Origin of the sequence: Acidovorax sp. CCYZU-2555 (assembly GCF_018413525.1) — a bacterium.
Lineage (GTDB): Bacteria > Pseudomonadota > Gammaproteobacteria > Burkholderiales > Burkholderiaceae_C > Comamonas.
Map to the genome: position 1 here is coordinate 26,024 of NZ_JAHCDD010000036.1, position 15,847 is coordinate 41,870.

Consider the following 15,847-nt stretch of genomic DNA (forward strand, 5'->3'; position numbering starts at 1 on the left):
GCGTGCGCACGCCCGCCGCGCGGGACTGCTATTCTGCCAGCGCGCACTGCACCGGCTGGGCTTTCAACAGATCCAGACATACCCGCGGATCGATCTGCACGAGAAAACCGCGGCGCCCGCCGTTGATCGCGATGCGCGGCAGCTCCAGAATGCTTTGCTCTATGTAGACCGGCATCGCGCGGCGCGTGCCGAACGGCGAGGTGCCGCCGATCAGATAGCCGCTGTGCCGGTTGGCGACGTCGGGCTTGCAGGGCTCGACCGACTTGGCGCCGATCTGGCGCGCAAGATTCTTGGTCGACACCTTGCAGTCGCCGTGCATCAGCACGATCAGCGGCTTGGCGTCCTGGTCCTGCATGATCAGCGTCTTGACCACGCTGTGCTCCTCGAAGCCCAGGCTGGCCGCGCTGTGCGAGGTGCCGCCATGCTCCTGGTATTCGTAGGGATGCTCGGTGAACTCGACCCGGTTCGCGCGCAGCAGCTGCGTGGCCGGAGTCTCGCTCACATGGGCCGACTTCTTGCTCATACCGCGGGGTCGCGCATTTCCCAGCGCAACTGGTTGATGTCGGCGAGTAGCGCCGCGGGCAGCTGCGTGCCCCAGACCGCGCAGTCTTCCTCGAGCTGGGCCAGCGAAGTCACGCCGATGATGGTGCTGGCCACGCAGCGCTGCGTGTAGCAGAACGCCAGCGCCATCTGCGTGGGGCTCAGACCGTTGTCGCGCGCCAGCTGGTTGTAGCGGCGCGCGGCGACCAGCGCATCGGGGCGGCCCCAGCGCTGCTTGCGCACCGATTCGTACGACAGCCGCGTGCCCTGGGGCGCCTCGGGGCCCTCGATGCCGCTGGCATCGTACTTGCCGGTGAGCAGGCCCACGCCCAGCGGCGAATAGGCGAGCAGCGACACATCGAGCCGGTCGCAGGTTTCGTCGAGCGCGTTCTCATAGCCGCGGTTGAGCAGGCAGTACGGGTTCTGGATGCTCGCCACGCGCGGCAGGCCATGGGCCTCGGCCAGGCGCACGAATTCATGCACGCCATAGGGCGTTTCGTTCGACAGGCCCACATGGCGGATCTTGCCCGCGCGCACCAGGCCGGCCAGCGCTTGGAGCTGTTCGTGGATAGGCGTCTGCGAAGTTTCCTTGGCGGGGTCGTAGTACATGGCGCCGAACGCCGGCACATGGCGCTCGGGCCAGTGGATCTGGTAGAGGTCGATGACATCGGTCTGCAGCCGGCGCAGGCTGGCATCGCACGAGGCGACGATGTCGGCGGCGGTCATGCCCGCGCCGTCACGCACCCAGGGCATGCCGCGCGACGGGCCCGCGACCTTGCTCGCGAGCACCAATTTGTCGCGCACGCCGGGGCGGCTGGCGAACCAGTTGCCCAGAATGGTTTCGGTCGAGCCAAAGGTCGCGGCGCGCGTGGGCACGGAATACATCTCGGCCGTGTCGAGGAAATTGACGCCCAGCTCGAGCGAACGGTCGAGGATTGCATGGGCCTGGGCTTGCGCTACCTGCTCGCCGAACGTCATCGTTCCCAGGCAAATGGGCGTGACCTGCAAATCGCTTTTTCCTAACTGAACCTTGTGCATGCAATCTCCGGGGGGCTTGGAATGGGACCCGCCAGTTTACGGAATACTGCGGCCCTTGCCGCGAAGAAACCGCGGCTGTCCCTGCGACGACTGCGGATGCTGCGGCGCGGGGAAATAATTGCGTCCATGTACACCGTTCAACGCCCCAGCCGTTCCGAATACCTGCCCCTGCGCGGCATCGACTACCACGTGCGACTATGGGAGCCGGAAAATGCAGACAGCGCGCTGGCGCCGCTGGTGCTTGCCCACGGCTGGATGGATGTCGCTGCGTCCTATCAATTTGTCGTCGACGCGTTCTCGCAAGACTTCTTCGCGGGGCGCACGATCATCGCCGCCGACTGGCGCGGTTTCGGCCTCACGAAGCCGGCCGCGCGCGTCGACCACTACCAGTTTGTCGACTACCTCGCCGACCTGGACCTGCTGCTCGAACATTACGCGCCCGGCCAGGCCGTCGATCTGGTCGGCCACAGCATGGGCGGCAACGTGGCCATGCTCTATGCGGGCGCGCGGCCAGCGCGTATCCGGCGCCTGGTGAACCTCGAGGGCTTTGGCCTGGCGCCTACGCAGGCCGGCGAGGCGCCCGCGCGCTATGCGCAATGGCTCGATGAAACGCGCGCACTGGCGCGCGGCGATCTCGATCTCAAGAGCTATGACAGCCTCGAAGGCGTGGCCCAGCGGCTGCGCAAGACCAATCGCCGCATAGACCAGGACAAGGCAATGTGGCTGGCCCGGCACTGGGCCGCGCCCGACGCCGACGGCCGCTGGCACATCCTGGGCGACGCCGCGCACAAGGTCGTCAACCCGCATCTGTTTCGCGTCGACGAAGTGCTCGCGCTGTATGCCGCCATCACCGCGCCCACGCTGGCCATCGAGGCCAGCGACGACAGCCTGGCGCAATGGAACCAGGGCCGCTACTCGCTGGCCGAGTACCACGCGCGGCTGACCCAGGTGCGCGACTGCCGCACGGCGCGCGTCGATGATGCGGGCCATATGCTGCACCACGACCAGCCCCAGGCCGTGGCGCGGCTGATCGAGGATTTTCTGCGCACCCCGTAGCCGCGGGCCCGGCCGTCATTCGGCGGCTTTTTTCCTTTGCAGCCGCATGCCGTGCTCGCTGGCGATGTGGCTGCGATAGCCGCCCGCTTCCTGCGAAAAGAAGATCAGCGTGGTTCCCTCGTGGTCGAGAAGGGAAATTCCATCCGGAGCAGGACGCCAAGCCACGGCATCCAGCGGGAAAGTGCAGGCGCCGGCGCGCGCGTCTATGGTCAAGCGGTAGCCATTGGCCTGCGGGATTTCGTCTATCCAGAGATGGATGGCGCAAAACTGCCGGGCATCGGACACGATCCAATCACCCACCAGATCTTTGGGATGGGGCAAGGGCAGCGAGCTGCCCAGCGCGGTGGTTGTAACCATAATTGAAAATAAAAAAGGAGAAATGAGTTTCATGGCCTCGGACTTTCAAAATATGACAAAGCTCCTTGCCTCTTGCAGCCATTGAACCGGGCGACAAATCGCAAAAGGATGAAAACCCGTATTTCGACGGGCTTTCATCCAATCAGTTAGAGGATGAAATCCTGCACTGCATCGACCTGCCCGACCAATTGAATCTTCAAATCAGGAACAGTGTCATTATTGACATTCAGCAAGATATCACTGGTGTTGGTTTGCGCATCGTAGGACAATACCACCTCTCCCGCGGCGCCTGTGAATTGATCCACAAAGTGGATAAACCCTGGCTTGCCCGCATTGAAGAAAGACAAGTTGATCTTATCGATGCCCGTCTCGAAATCCATTATTTTGTCGGGAGAATCCAGCGTTGAGTCGGATGCGTTCTTGTACACAAAAATATCCAACCCCTTGCCGCCCTTCAGGATGTCTTGGCCGGCACCGCCGTAGATCACATCGTTTCCATCGCCGCCATCGATGAAATTCCCGGAGTCGTTGCCCACGATGACGTCGTTGCCCGATCCACCTATGGCATTTTCTATCGTCACTCCCTTTGCAATCGAGACATTTTTCTTCAAGCCGCCCACATCGGAGAATGAAGCTTCGTTCAAGTTGATGTTCTGATTTTCTCGATAGCCGGAAAAATCGAAAGTATCGTTGCCGCCCGCATCCCACACGGAAAACACCAGCTTTTGTTCGGCACTCTTTATCGTGAAGAAATCCCGGTCGGAATTCGAATGGAAGCCATAGACCGTATCACCGGTGCGTGTCTCCATGTTGGCGCCATAAAGCCGTTGAATGGCGGCGATATCGTCCATCAGCGGCGCCGACGCATAGTGGCCCTTGTTGTCGCCGCCGGTGTTGGTCTCGTTCCAGTAGCTCATGCTGCTGTACTGCCGAGTATCTTCCGCATACGAGGCATTTCGATAGGTAGGATTGCCCTGGCCGGCGTTGTAATTTCCCGGGTGGTTCAGACCCAGCGTATGACCGATTTCATGGGTGATGGTCAATCGTCCGTAGTTGCCCAGCTCGGGGTGCAGGTTCGAATACAGGCCGTCGCGCTGGCTGGCCTGCGAATAGTTGATGTTGAACCAGCTTTGCCCGTCGGTGCTGTGGCCTCGGTAGTCCTTGGGCGCATACGAGTACGGCATCATGGCGTAGGCCTGGCCCTGGCCCACGTAGTTGCCAAACGTGATGTTGGATTTTTCCGTCGGGCTGTTCTTGGTGAACGTGATGTTGGCGAGGTCGGACCAGGATTGCAGCGCGAGCTCGGCCTGCTCCTGCTGCTGGAGCGTGAACGCGCTGAGCTTGGTATTGCGTCCCACGTTGTATTGGTTGTACTGCCAATCGGGGAACGAATAGGTCAAATCGGCTTCCTTGCCCAGCACGCCCGGGCCGTTCCACGATTTGTTGTCGCGCGTGATCTGCTTGCCGGCCGCATCCACATCGTAAGAGGGCTTGTAATTTCGCCCCGCATCGCCACCACGATTCGAGTTGTTCAGAACACTGTTCACGGAATTCAAAGATGCCGAAGAGTAAACTTTATTGACACTCATTACTTACCTTTTAAATATAAAAAAATTGCTTTTCAGTTCTCTTATTCCATGCAATACGTGTGACCAAAAATATCGCGAACCGAGATTCGACGTGAATTCACAGAAGGACATCATTGCGACATAGACCTGAATCACCAACACAAAGCACTCATGACTGATTCGTCGATATATCTTTCCCCAAGATACGCGTGAAATGAAAATTTATGCTTTTCTCAAAAATTGCGACTCCTTGATTTTTCGGAAGTACTTTGCCAGCCGCATCGACTGATGCGGAAAAATACACAGACTTGCCGATGCAAAATTGCGTGATATGGCGAATCACGCCACAGAGGTCATTTCAAAAAAGATGAAGCACAGTCGAAATTCCTTCGAAGCCCATCCGCGTGCGGTCCAATGTCGTCAGCGCATTCAACCGATTCACCGACATTTCCAATCGGTGATGACCGATTGTCGTGAAAGGACAATCGGCCGTAAATTGCGTCCATCAGGTGAACAAAATCGTCCGGGAAAACGCCTAGGGATGCCGCCATGCCCAGCCCAACAGATCAGCCCAATACGGCCTACAAGGAGATTCGGAGTCTGCAGCGCGGCATTGAATTGCTCCGGTGCATGAATCAGGCCCATGGGGGAATCTGCACGACCAGCGAACTCAGCCGCATGAGCGGCATCCCCCGACCTTCAGTCAAACGCATATTGGAGACCTTGCGGCTATGCGGCCTGGTGCGCCCCACCGACAGGGAAGGACAGTACTGCCTCACCTTTGAAGTGCGCAGCCTGAGCGAAGGCTTCATCGAGGAAGAATGGATTGCGCGCGTGGCCGCGCCCCTGCTGCGCGCCTACGTCAAACCGCTGATGTGGCCTTGCGACCTGGCGACGCTGGAGTCGGAATTCATGGTGATACGCGAAAGCACCCACCGCTTCAGCATGCTTTCGCAGCACCACTCCATGATCGGTACGCGGCTGCCGGTGCTCGATACCGCCGTGGGCCGCGCCTATCTGGCCGCCTGCGACGAGGAGCAGCTCGAAAACATCCTCAAGCTGCTGAGCCTGCGCCAGGACGAAATCGGCGAAATGGCCAGGGAGCGAAAAAAAATCGATCGCATGCTCAAGATCACCCGGCAGACGGGCTATTCGATCAACCGCGGAGAGTGGCAGGACCAACCGGATTTCTCGGCGATAGGCCTGGCCGTCAAAAGCGCGGGGCAACTGATTGCGGCCATCAACATGGTCTATCCCAACGCCTCCGTCGACCAGCGTGCGATCGAAGACAAATACCTTCCGGTCCTGAAAGAACTGGCCGAGCGCATAGGCCGCGACAGCGAGCCCTGGTTCGCCCATCCGCCTGAATATGCGCCACTGGCGCTGCGGCCCGCAACGCCTGCCTGAATGCGGCAAGGCGCTGCGCGCCAAATCGCCTGCGCGTTTGCGCGACTGGCGCCATGCGCCCGCGCGGCTTGCGACACGCCAGGCACAAGCCACGGAACTTCGCCCGGGCTGTGACCACTCATGTCAGGCCAGCGCCCAGCGACCGCACAGACGAGGTTTTTCGTTCCCAAAACACGAATGCACTATTGTCCTACTTGTATTGATAGTTAAAAACTATAATATATCCATCATGTCGATGTTCTGTTCGCCATCCCTGCTCCCGCCCGCTCCAAGGCGTGGTCGGGCAATGGCAACACCGGTGCACGACACCGCCTGGCATGCGGCCGGGCCCGCAAACCTGACTACAAGTACATGAAAACCACTTCTTCTTCCACTGAATTGCGTGCGGCCCTGGCCGCGCTCAAACCCTATTTCGTGCGTGCCGGCGGATTCAGCCTGCTGGCCGGCCTGCTGGTGCTCGCGCCATCGGTCTACATGCTCGAGGTCTACGACCGCGTCGTGAACAGCCGCAGCCACTTGACGCTGCTGATGCTGACCATCGCCGTGCTCGTCGCCTATGCGCTGATGGAAGTGCTGGAATGGGCGCGCAGCGAAATCATGCGCACCGCCAGCGTCGAGCTCGACTCCCAGCTGCGCGAACGCATTTTCAACGCCATCTTCGCGGCCCGGCTGCAGCGCGCGGGCGGCGGCAGCACACAGCCGCTGAGCGACTTGAAGCTGGTCTGCGATTTCCTGTTTTCGCCCGCGCTGCTGGCCTTGATGGAAGCGCCGATCGCGCTGCTGATGATGGTGCTGCTGTTCATGATCAGCCCGGTGCTGGGCTGGTCGGCGGTGGTGTTCGCGCTGCTGCAAGTCACGGTCGCGTGGTGCAACGAACGGCGCACCAAGCCGCGCCTGATGGAGGCCAATCGCACCTCGTTCGCGGCGCAGCAATATGCCGATTCGAGCCTGCGCAACGCCGAAGTCATCGAGTCCATGGGCATGCTGCAGAACCTGCAGGGCCGCTGGCTGGAAAAGCAGCGCCGTTTCCTCGCGCTGCAGGCCCAGGCCTCGGAAAGCGCGGGAGGTTTCCAGGCGCTGGGCAAGCTGCTGCAGAACACGCTGGGCTCGCTGCTGCTGGGCCTGGGTTGCTGGCTGCTGCTGCACAACCAGCTCAACGGGGGCGGCGGCATGATGATGATCGGCTCCATCCTCGGCGGTCGCATGCTCGCCCCGCTGGTGCAGGCCGTCGCGCAGTGGCAGGCGGTGGTCAATGTGCGTGACGCCTGGGGCCGGCTGGAGCAGCTGCTGCAGGCCGTGCCGCAGCGCGCCCAGGGCATGGCCTTGCCCGCGCCGCGCGGTCGCTTGCAGGTGGAGCAACTGGTGGCGGGCGCGCCCGGCGGCGGCCAGGCGTCGCTGCTGCGCGGCATCTCTTTCGCGCTGAACCCGGGCGATGTGCTCGCCGTGATCGGCCCCTCGGCCAGCGGCAAGACATCGTTGGCGCGCATGCTCGTGGGCCTGTGGCCGGCGCAAAGCGGCAAGGTGCGGCTCGACGACGCCGACATCCACGGCTGGAACAAGAAGGAACTCGGCCCCCATCTGGGCTACCTGCCCCAGGGCGTGGAGCTGTTCGACGGCACGGTGGCCGAGAACATCGCGCGCTTCGGCCCGGTGCAGCCGGCCCAGGTCGAAGCCGCGGCGCGCGCCGTCGGAATGCACGAATTCATCCTGGAACTGCCGGGCGGCTACGACAGCCCGATCGGCGATGGCGGCGCACGGCTTTCGGGCGGCCAGCGCCAGCGCCTGGCCCTGGCGCGCGCGCTCTACGGCCAGCCGGTGCTGGTGGTGCTCGACGAGCCCAACTCCAGCCTCGACGACGAAGGCAATGCGGCGCTGGCCCATGCCATCCATAGCGCCAGCGCCCTGGGCACGACCTTCGTGGTCATCACCCACCTGGGCAGCGCGCTGCAGCTCGCCAACAAGCTGCTGGTGCTGCGCGACGGCCGCCAGCAGGCATTCGGCCCGCGCGCCGAAGTGCTGGCCGCGCTCGCCCAGGCCGCACGCCCGGCGCCGGCGCAGCCCGCGCCCGCCGCGATGCAAGCCACGCCGGCCTGATGCGGTGCTTCCCCTCCTATCTCCAGGAATTTCTCGCATGAAATCCCCCGCTTTTTTCCAACGCAGCGAACTGACGCAGGCACTGTGGTCCTTTCGCCGCGAATTCGCGATGGTCGGCCTGTTCAGCATGCTGGCCAACCTGCTGCTGCTGTCGCCCACGATGTACATGCTGCAGGTCTTCGACCGCGTCATGGCGAGCCAGAACGAGCTGACGCTGCTGATGATGTCGCTGATCACCCTGTTTCTGTTCATGGTGATGGCGTTTTCCGAATGGATGCGCTCCAAGGTGCTGGTGCGCAGCGGCGTGCGGCTCGACAACCTGCTGGGCGCGCGCATCTTCGAGGCCAGTTTCGAGGCCCGCCTGAGCCGCCAGGGCGACGCCGCGCAGCGCGCGTTCGGCGATCTGCTGCAGGTGCGACAGTTCCTCACGGGCAACGGCATCTTCGCGCTGTTCGATGCGCCCTGGACGCCTATCTATCTGGGCGTGCTGTATCTGCTGCACCCCGTGCTGGCCGGCATTGCGCTGTGCTTTGCGCTGGCCCAGGCCGGGCTGGTCTGGTTCGGCCACCGCAAGTCGGTCGCGCCGGCCCAGGCCGCGACCGAAGCGTCGACCGAAGCGCGCAGCTACCTGCAAAGCAAGCTGCGCAATGTCGAAGTGCTAGAACCCATGGGCATGGTCCACCATCTGCTGCCGCACTGGACGCAGCGCTACTGCCGCTCCCAGGGCCTGCACGGCAAGGCGCAGTCGCTGACCCACCGCATCACCGCCTGGAGCAAGTTCATTCGCTACGCCCAGCAATCGCTGGGCCTGGGCGCGGGCGCGTTGCTGGTCATCAACAACCAGCTGTCGCCCGGCGAAATGATCGCCGCCAATGTGCTGATGACACGCACCCTCGCGCCCATCGATCAGCTGGTCGGCACCTGGCGCGGCTTCATCGCGGCGCGCGCCGCATTTGGCCGCCTCGAAAGCCTGCTGCAGGCGCATCCGCAGCGCGATCCGCGCCTGCAGCGCACGGCGCCTGTAGGCAGCGTGGTGCTGCGCGATGTCGTGGCCCATGCACAGGCGCGCGCGACACCCATCCTGCAAGGCGTGACGCTGCAGCTCGAGCCCGGCTCGATCACGGCCATCCTGGGGCCTTCGGGCTCGGGCAAGTCGACGCTGGCGCGCTGCATCATCGGCGTGTGGCCGCAGGTGAGCGGCGAAGTGCTGCTCGACGAACGGCCGCTGGCCGGCTGGGACCGGCGCGAACTCGGCCCGTATCTCGGCTACCTGCCACAGGACATCGAACTGTTCGAAGGCTCGATTGCCGAGAACATCGCGCGCTTCGGCGACATCGATCCCGACAAGGTGATCGCCGCGACGCGCAGCGCCGGACTGCACGAGATGGTCCTGCGCTTCCCCAAGGGCTACGACACGCCCATGGGCGAGGCCGGCAACCTGCTGTCTGGCGGGCAGCGCCAGCGCATTGCACTCGCGCGCGCCATCTATGGCCGCCCGCGCCTGGTGGTGCTCGACGAGCCCAACGCCAATCTCGACGACGCTGGCGAAGCCGCGCTGGTACATGTGCTCCAGGAGCTGCGCACCCAAGGCAGCACGGTGGTGATCGTCACCCACCGCCAGGGCATTCTCGCGGCCGCCGATCGCGTGGTGGTGCTGCGCAACGGCCTGGTGGAGCGCGACGGCGCACGCGATGCCGTGCTCGCCTCGATTCGCAACACCGCGCCCGCCGGCACCCCGTCGCCACGCCTGCTGGCGCTCTGAAGTACCGGCTTGCGGACGCACTCCCCCCTTATCCAAATACAACGAGTCTTTTCATGGCCCACTCCCTTTCCACTCCCCATTCCGCCCCGGTGAACGCTGCCCGCGATGCCGGCCCTGCCGCACCCGCGGACAACGCCAGCGATGGGCGCCGCATAGGCCGCATAGGCCTGTACACCCTGGCCGTGTGCTTCGGCGGCTTTCTGCTCTGGGCAGCGGTCGCGCCGCTCGACGAAGGCGTTCCCAGCGCCGGCATGGTGGCCATCGACACCAAGCGCAAGACCGTGCAACACCTGTCGGGCGGCATCGTCACCGAAGTGCTGGTACGCGAAGGCGACCGCGTGCGCGAAGGCCAGCTGCTGATGCGCCTCGACACCGCCGCAGCGCGCGCCAACCTCGAGTCGACCCGCCAGCGCTACCTGGGCCTGCGCGCCATGCAGGCGCGGCTCATGGCCGAACATGCGGGTGCGCCGCAACTGGTGTTTCACGAAGATCTGCACGCGGCCGCGGCCGACCCGCTGATCCGCCAGCACATGCAGACCCAGGAGCAGCTGTTCGCGACGCGCAATCACCTGTTGCGTTCGGACCTGCAGTCGATCGAGGAGAGCATCGAAGGCCAGCGCGGCATGCAGCAGGCCTATACGCGCATGCTGGGCAACCGGCAAGTGCAGCAGGACTCGCTGGGCGAAGAACTGCGCAACCTGCGCGGCCTGGTGAGCGAAGGCTATGCGCCGCGCAACCGCCAGCTCGAACTCGAACGCATGGTGGCCGATTCGGGCAGCGCCATCGCCGACCTGCAAGGCAACACCGTGCGCGCCCAGCGCAGCATGGCCGAGCTGCGCCAGCGCGCGTTCTCGCGCCAGCAGGAGCAGCGCAAGGAAGTCCAGACCCAGCTCGCCGAAGTGGACCGCGAAGTGCTGGCCGAGCAGGAGCGCTTCAAGGCCCTGACCGATGAACTCGCGCGCATGGAAATCAAGGCGCCCGCCGAGGGCCAGGTGGTGGGCCTGGCGGCGCAGACCGTGGGCGGCGTGGTGCAGCCCGGCCAGAAGCTGATGGACATCGTTCCCGGCGACGCCCCGCTGCTGCTCGAAACCCAGGTCGCGCCCCACCTGATCGACCGCGTGCAGGCCGAGCTGCCCGTCGATGTGCGCTTCTCGTCGTTCGCCCATTCGCCGCAGCTGGTGGTGCCGGGCAAGGTGCAGTCGGTCTCGTCCGACCTGCTGACCGATCCGCAGACCATGGTCAGCTACTACCTGGCGCGCATCGAAGTCACGACCGAAGGCCTGCAACGCCTGGGCAAGCGCCAGATGCAGCCGGGCATGCCCGTCGAAGTGGTCTTCAAGACCGGCGAGCGCAGCCTGCTGACCTATCTGCTGCACCCGCTGACCAAGCGCATCGCCGCATCGATGACGGAAGAGTGACGCCATGCTTTTCGCCTCCCTCTCACTGCGGCACCTGCAGGCCTGCGCGCTGCTGGCCACGGGCCTGGCAGCGCCCGCCCAGGCACTGGATCTGCGCCAGGCCTACGACGCCGCCTTCACCCATGACGCCTCGATACGCGCGGCGCGCGCCGGTGCCGACGCCGCGCGCGAACGCCTGCCCCAGGCCCTGGCCCAGCGGCGCCCGCAGGTCACGCTGAGCGCGACACGCAACTACAACGACCTCGAGAGCAAGAGCTCCGATGCGTTCGGCCAGCCGCGGCGCGCGAGCAACGACTACTACAGCGGCAACCAGACGCTGAGCGTGCGCCAGCCGCTGTACCGCCCTTACCTTGGCGCGCAGGTCGGGCAGGCGCGCGCCCAGGTCGACGAGGCCAACGCCTCGCTGGAGCGCGATGAACAGGCGCTCGTGGTGCGCGTCAGCGAAGCCTATTTCGACGCACTGCTGGCGCGCGACCAGATCGCGCTGCTGCAGGCGCAAAAGGCCAGCAATGTCACGCAGCTCGATGCCGCGCGCAAGAGCTTCGCGGCGGGCACGGGCGCACGCACCGACGTCGATGAAGTCCAGGCCCGGCTCGACATGACGCTGGCCCAGGAGCTGGAAATCACGCAGAACGTCGAGTTCACGCAGCGCCGCCTCGAAGTGCTCACGGGACAGAGCGCCGCGGCGCTGGCCGGCCTCGATGTGCCGCGCTTCGTGCCCACCGCGCCGCAACTGCAGCGCCTGGACGACTGGATCGCGCGCGCCGAAGCCGCAAGCCCCGAACTGCAGGCGCTGCGCGCCCAGGGCGAGGCCGCGCGCCTCGAAGTGCAAAAGGCCCAGGCCGGCCATCTGCCTACGCTGGACGCCGTGGCGCAATGGTCGCGCAGTCAGAGCGACAGCGTGTCCAGCGTCAATTCACGCTATGCGCAGAAGTCGGTGGGCCTGCAGCTGAACGTTCCGCTGTACGCGGGCGGCGCGGTGAATTCTCAGGTGCGCCAGGCGCTGGCCAGCGAGGAGCGCGCGCGCGAAGCGCTTGAAAGCGCAAGGCGCGATCTGGGCGTGCGCGTGCACCAGGAGTTCCGCTCCATGACCGAAGGCGTGCTGCGCGTGCGCGCGCTCGAGCAGGCCGAACGCTCGGCCCAGCAGGCGTTGCTGTCGAACCAGAAATCGCTGCAGGCGGGCAGCCGCACCACGCTGGACGTGCTCCAGGCGCAGCAGCAGCACACCACCACCTTGCGCGATCTGGCCCAGGCGCGCTACCGCTATCTGCTGGCCCAGCTGCATCTGCGCAGCCTCGCGGGCGAGGATCGCCTGCTGAACATCGAACGCGCGAATGCGTGGCTGCTGCCGTAAGCCTCAGCCCCCCGGCATCAGCACCAGCTGATGCGCCCACCGCGCCGGCATGCGCTGCAGCGGCCGGTACTGCCCCGTGGCCCAGGCGTCGCGCATGTCTGAATAGCGCGGCGAGAACACGTTGCCGCTTTGCCCGGTCTGGAAGATGAAGCGCGACTGCTCGAGATCCGCCAGGTCGTAAAGCCCGCGCAGCGACGCCGCATGCCGGTTGGCGAACGCGCCGCCCGCGACATCGCCCGCGTTGTACTGGCCCACATTGACTGTGTAGCCGTCGCCCGATGACGGCGCCTGCACATTGAAAAAACGCGCCAGCGCGGCCACGCTGCCCAGCGGCCGGTGGCTGCTGACGGCCGGGTGGGCGCGGCCCCAGCGCCATTGCGCGGGCTGGGCGCCATACGCGGCCTGCAGGCGATCGAGCGCCCGTTCCAGCGCCTGCGCGGATTGCTCGGCGCAGCTGCGCGGCGCGCACCACCAGGCGTCGTCGCGCGCCAGAATGCCTTCGACGCCCGCGCGGAAGTCGCGCTTGCCATAGGTCGCGGCAAAGCGCGCGGCGCCTATGCGCGGCACGATCAGGCCGCGCGCGAGTTCGTCGGCCCAGGCCGCGAACACCAGCGGCGCGCTGTGGCGCGCATCCATGTTTCCATCGAAATCGCGCAGCAGCTGCGCGACCGGCGCGGCCAGCGGATGACTGGCCTGGGCGGCCGCGGTGCGCAGCGCGGGCAGCAGCCGCTGCGTGGCCAGCGACGTCACATCGGTCTGTATCGCCGCGAGGCTGTCGAGATCGTGCAGCGGGCGCGCTTGCAGCAGTTGCGCAATGCGGTCGTAACGGTAAGGCAGGTGCCAGTCCTGGGTCAGGAAATGCGCGTAGCCCGGCGCCGTGATGCGCTGGTTGGCGGTCGCTATCCAGCCCTGCTGCGCGCCGCTGTCTTGCGGCGTCTGGTCGTGGTCCAGCCAGCCCTGCCAGTCGTAGCGCGCCTCCCATCCCGGCGCGGGCGCGACGCCGCGCAAGTCATTGTCGGTGTGGCGCACCGGCACCTTGCCCGTGGCCTGGAACGCGATCGCGCCGTCGACATCGGCCATGACGATGCTCTGCATGGGCGAGTGGTAGTGGCGAAACGCCTGCTGCAACTCGGCGACGTTCTGCGCCTGATTGGCCTGCAGGCCTGCGAGCACCGTGTGATTGTCGGCATCGAGCGCGGCCCAGCGCAGCGCGAGCACATATTTCGACAGGTCGAGCAGTTGGCCATGGCTGGCCTGCACATCGCTGAGCACCGGGCCGTGGCGCGTGGCGCGCAACCGCAGTTTCAGATCGGCCTGGCCCTTGATGCGAATGACTTCCTCGCGCACGCTGAACGCCGCCCAGCCTTCGGGCGTGCGATAGCGCGTAGCGTCCCCGGCATCGATCTGTTCGAGGTACAGGTCCTGCACATCGGGGCTGGTGTTGGTGAAGCCCCAGGCGACGCGCGCCGTGCGGCCCAGCACCACGAAAGGCAGGCCGGGCAGCGTCGCGCCTATGGTGTCTATCGCCCCGATGACCGTGCCGTCGCCGGACTTCCCGGCCGGCGCCTGCAGATGCGCGTAGTACCAGATGGCGGGCGCGCTCAGGCCCAGGTGCGGGTCGTTGGCCAACAACGGCTTGCCGCTGCTGCTGCGTGCGCCCGCGAGCACCCAGTTGTTGCTGCCCTTGCCGTCGTTGCTGCCGGCTTCCTGGGCCAGCGCCTGGGCCCAGTCGGCGCGCGCCTGGGCGATCGCGCCGCCAAGACCGGGCAGGCCCGCGGCCACGGGCGCTGCCGCCGCTTCGTCCTTGGCGTACACGCCCAGGCCGCGGTACAGCGCCGCGAGGTCGGTGGCCGTGGCCGGCGATTCGCCGGGGTATGGCGGCATCAGCTGCCACAGGCGTGCGGTGTCTATGCCGCGCAGCAGCGACAGCCGCGCGAACTCGTTGCCCCAGTTGCCGCCCAGGTCGAGCGCCATCATGAGCGCCCAGCCCACGCTGTCTTCGGGCGACCAGGGCGCGCCGTTTTGCCCGCCGTCGCGGCCCGGCGTCACGCCCAGCAGCAGGAATTCGGGCGTCAGCGCCTGGGGCCTGGCCGCATGGAAGGCCGCAATGCCCTCGCTATAGGCCTGCAAGGCTTCGCGCGCCTGCAGCGGCAGGCCCGCATATTGGCGCTGCGCGGCGCCGCGAATGTCGAGCGCGCGCATCAGCTTGTCGGTTTCCAGCGTCGCCGGGCCCAGCACTTCGGACAGCGTGCCGTGCATCACGCGGCGGTTGAACTCGAGCTGCCAGCTGCGCTCCTGCGCATGCACATGGCCCAGCGCGCGCCACAGGTCTTGCGGCGAGCGGGCCGCGATATGCGTGACATCGGCGGCATCACGCCGCACCTGCACCGGCTGCGCGAGTCCGGCCACGGCCAGCCGGCCGTCGAGCGGCGCCTGCGTGCGCAGCGCATAGACCGCGAGCGCCGTGCCCCCGAGCAAGGCCAGCCCGACCAAGGCGATCGCGCCCCACTTCGCCACTCCTGCCAACCTCCCTGTGCCCATTGCGCTCTCCTGTTGTTGTCTGCCGCAGCAAATGCTCTTGTAACTGTTGTACGCGCAAGCCGCAGCGCGGGCTTACCCCCGGCCTGCCACAATCAGAAGCTTTCCGCGCGCCCGCGCGGCCCGATCTTCCTTATTGCACGCTGTATGTGGCCCTTCGATCTCTTCAAAAAACTCAGCCGCGACCCCGAGGTCGGCGAGACACGCGGTGACTATATAGGCTGCTATCTGCTGGGCACGGAAACGCCGGGTTTGCATGACGCCAGCTACCACTCGCTGGCGCCGACCCGCGAGGCGCTGCTGGCCGATGCGCGCAGCTTTCTGCAAGGCTTTCTGCAGGAGCACCCCGAACTTCCCGAGGCCGAACGCGCGGCGCTGCAGTCGCTGCTCGACAACCTCGAAGCGCGCGTGGACGCGCATCTTGCGGGCGACACGCACCAGCCGCTGGCGGTGCAAGGCGGCACCCACCTGTTCCTGCGCAAGGGCATGCGCGCGCGCAAGAAGGAGCAGGGCCGCTACCTCGAATAGCGCGGTGGCACGGCAAGCGGACAGTCGCGCTATCCTACACAGAGATTAGACAAATACTATCGATTTACAGAACTTGATAGTCAATAATGACAGTTCTCTCAGCGCATGCGCCGCGCTGGCGCCTTCAGCGGCCGGTCCCGGCACTGCCGCAAGGCCTGCGCCCGGCGATTCAGCATGCGGTCTGCCA

General features: G+C 65.4%; 12 protein-coding genes. 7 read left to right on the forward strand and 5 right to left on the reverse strand.

Going from position 1 to position 15,847, the window contains the following annotated elements; genetic code table 11:
- Positions 1–28: 28 nt before the first annotated feature.
- Positions 29–523 (reverse strand): Cys-tRNA(Pro) deacylase, encoded by a 495-nt coding sequence (gene ybaK, locus KHY18_RS13995; RefSeq protein WP_213300785.1) that lies wholly within the window; start codon positions 521–523, stop codon positions 29–31.
- Positions 520–1,578: an aldo/keto reductase gene (locus KHY18_RS14000; RefSeq protein ID WP_213300788.1), complete on the reverse strand. Its 1,059-nt coding sequence runs from the start codon at positions 1,576–1,578 to the stop codon at positions 520–522. Before KHY18_RS14000 ends, ybaK begins: the two co-directional genes overlap by 4 nt.
- Before the next feature lie 126 nt (positions 1,579–1,704).
- Between KHY18_RS14000 and KHY18_RS14005 the strand changes: the two genes are divergently transcribed.
- Positions 1,705–2,634, forward strand: coding sequence for an alpha/beta fold hydrolase (locus tag KHY18_RS14005; RefSeq protein ID WP_213300791.1), 930 nt, complete (start codon positions 1,705–1,707; stop codon positions 2,632–2,634).
- A 15-nt stretch (positions 2,635–2,649) separates the two neighbouring features.
- Here KHY18_RS14005 and KHY18_RS14010 read toward each other — a convergent pair whose 3' ends face one another.
- Both KHY18_RS14010 and KHY18_RS14015 read right to left on the reverse strand, forming a co-directional pair.
- Entirely contained in the window at positions 2,650–3,024 is a 375-nt protein-coding gene (locus tag KHY18_RS14010; protein ID WP_213300793.1) for an AprI/Inh family metalloprotease inhibitor, read from the reverse strand.
- A 113-nt stretch (positions 3,025–3,137) separates the two neighbouring features.
- Complete coding sequence (locus tag KHY18_RS14015) at positions 3,138–4,538, reverse strand: serralysin family metalloprotease (protein WP_213300795.1); 1,401 nt, start codon at positions 4,536–4,538, stop codon at positions 3,138–3,140.
- 570 nt (positions 4,539–5,108) lie between these two features.
- Here KHY18_RS14015 and KHY18_RS14020 point away from each other — a divergent pair.
- The 5 genes from KHY18_RS14020 to KHY18_RS14040 all read left to right on the forward strand — a co-directional run bounded on the left by KHY18_RS14020 (position 5,109) and on the right by KHY18_RS14040 (position 12,594).
- Positions 5,109–5,966, forward strand: coding sequence for an IclR family transcriptional regulator domain-containing protein (locus KHY18_RS14020; protein ID WP_213300797.1), 858 nt, complete (start codon positions 5,109–5,111; stop codon positions 5,964–5,966).
- Positions 5,967–6,317: 351 nt separating this feature from the next.
- Entirely contained in the window at positions 6,318–8,060 is a 1,743-nt protein-coding gene (locus tag KHY18_RS14025) for a type I secretion system permease/ATPase (RefSeq protein WP_213300799.1), read from the forward strand.
- 37 nt (positions 8,061–8,097) lie between these two features.
- The gene (locus KHY18_RS14030) at positions 8,098–9,822 is read left to right on the forward strand and encodes a type I secretion system permease/ATPase (protein ID WP_213300801.1); all 1,725 of its coding nucleotides are present in this window, start codon (positions 8,098–8,100) and stop codon (positions 9,820–9,822) included.
- 53 nt (positions 9,823–9,875) lie between these two features.
- The gene (locus KHY18_RS14035) at positions 9,876–11,240 is read left to right on the forward strand and encodes an HlyD family type I secretion periplasmic adaptor subunit (protein ID WP_213300804.1); all 1,365 of its coding nucleotides are present in this window, start codon (positions 9,876–9,878) and stop codon (positions 11,238–11,240) included.
- Between the two features lie 4 nt (positions 11,241–11,244).
- On the forward strand, positions 11,245–12,594 hold the full coding sequence (locus tag KHY18_RS14040) for a TolC family outer membrane protein (RefSeq protein WP_213300807.1): 1,350 nt from the start codon (positions 11,245–11,247) through the stop codon (positions 12,592–12,594).
- Positions 12,595–12,597: 3 nt separating this feature from the next.
- Here the strand turns inward: KHY18_RS14040 and KHY18_RS14045 are convergent, their stop codons facing one another.
- Positions 12,598–15,135: a penicillin acylase family protein gene (locus KHY18_RS14045; RefSeq protein WP_213300810.1), complete on the reverse strand. Its 2,538-nt coding sequence runs from the start codon at positions 15,133–15,135 to the stop codon at positions 12,598–12,600.
- A 144-nt stretch (positions 15,136–15,279) separates the two neighbouring features.
- Here KHY18_RS14045 and KHY18_RS14050 point away from each other — a divergent pair, with 144 nt between their 5' ends.
- Positions 15,280–15,660, forward strand: a complete 381-nt coding sequence (locus KHY18_RS14050) for a hypothetical protein (RefSeq protein WP_213300813.1) — start codon at positions 15,280–15,282, stop codon at positions 15,658–15,660.
- Positions 15,661–15,847: the final 187 nt, after the last annotated feature.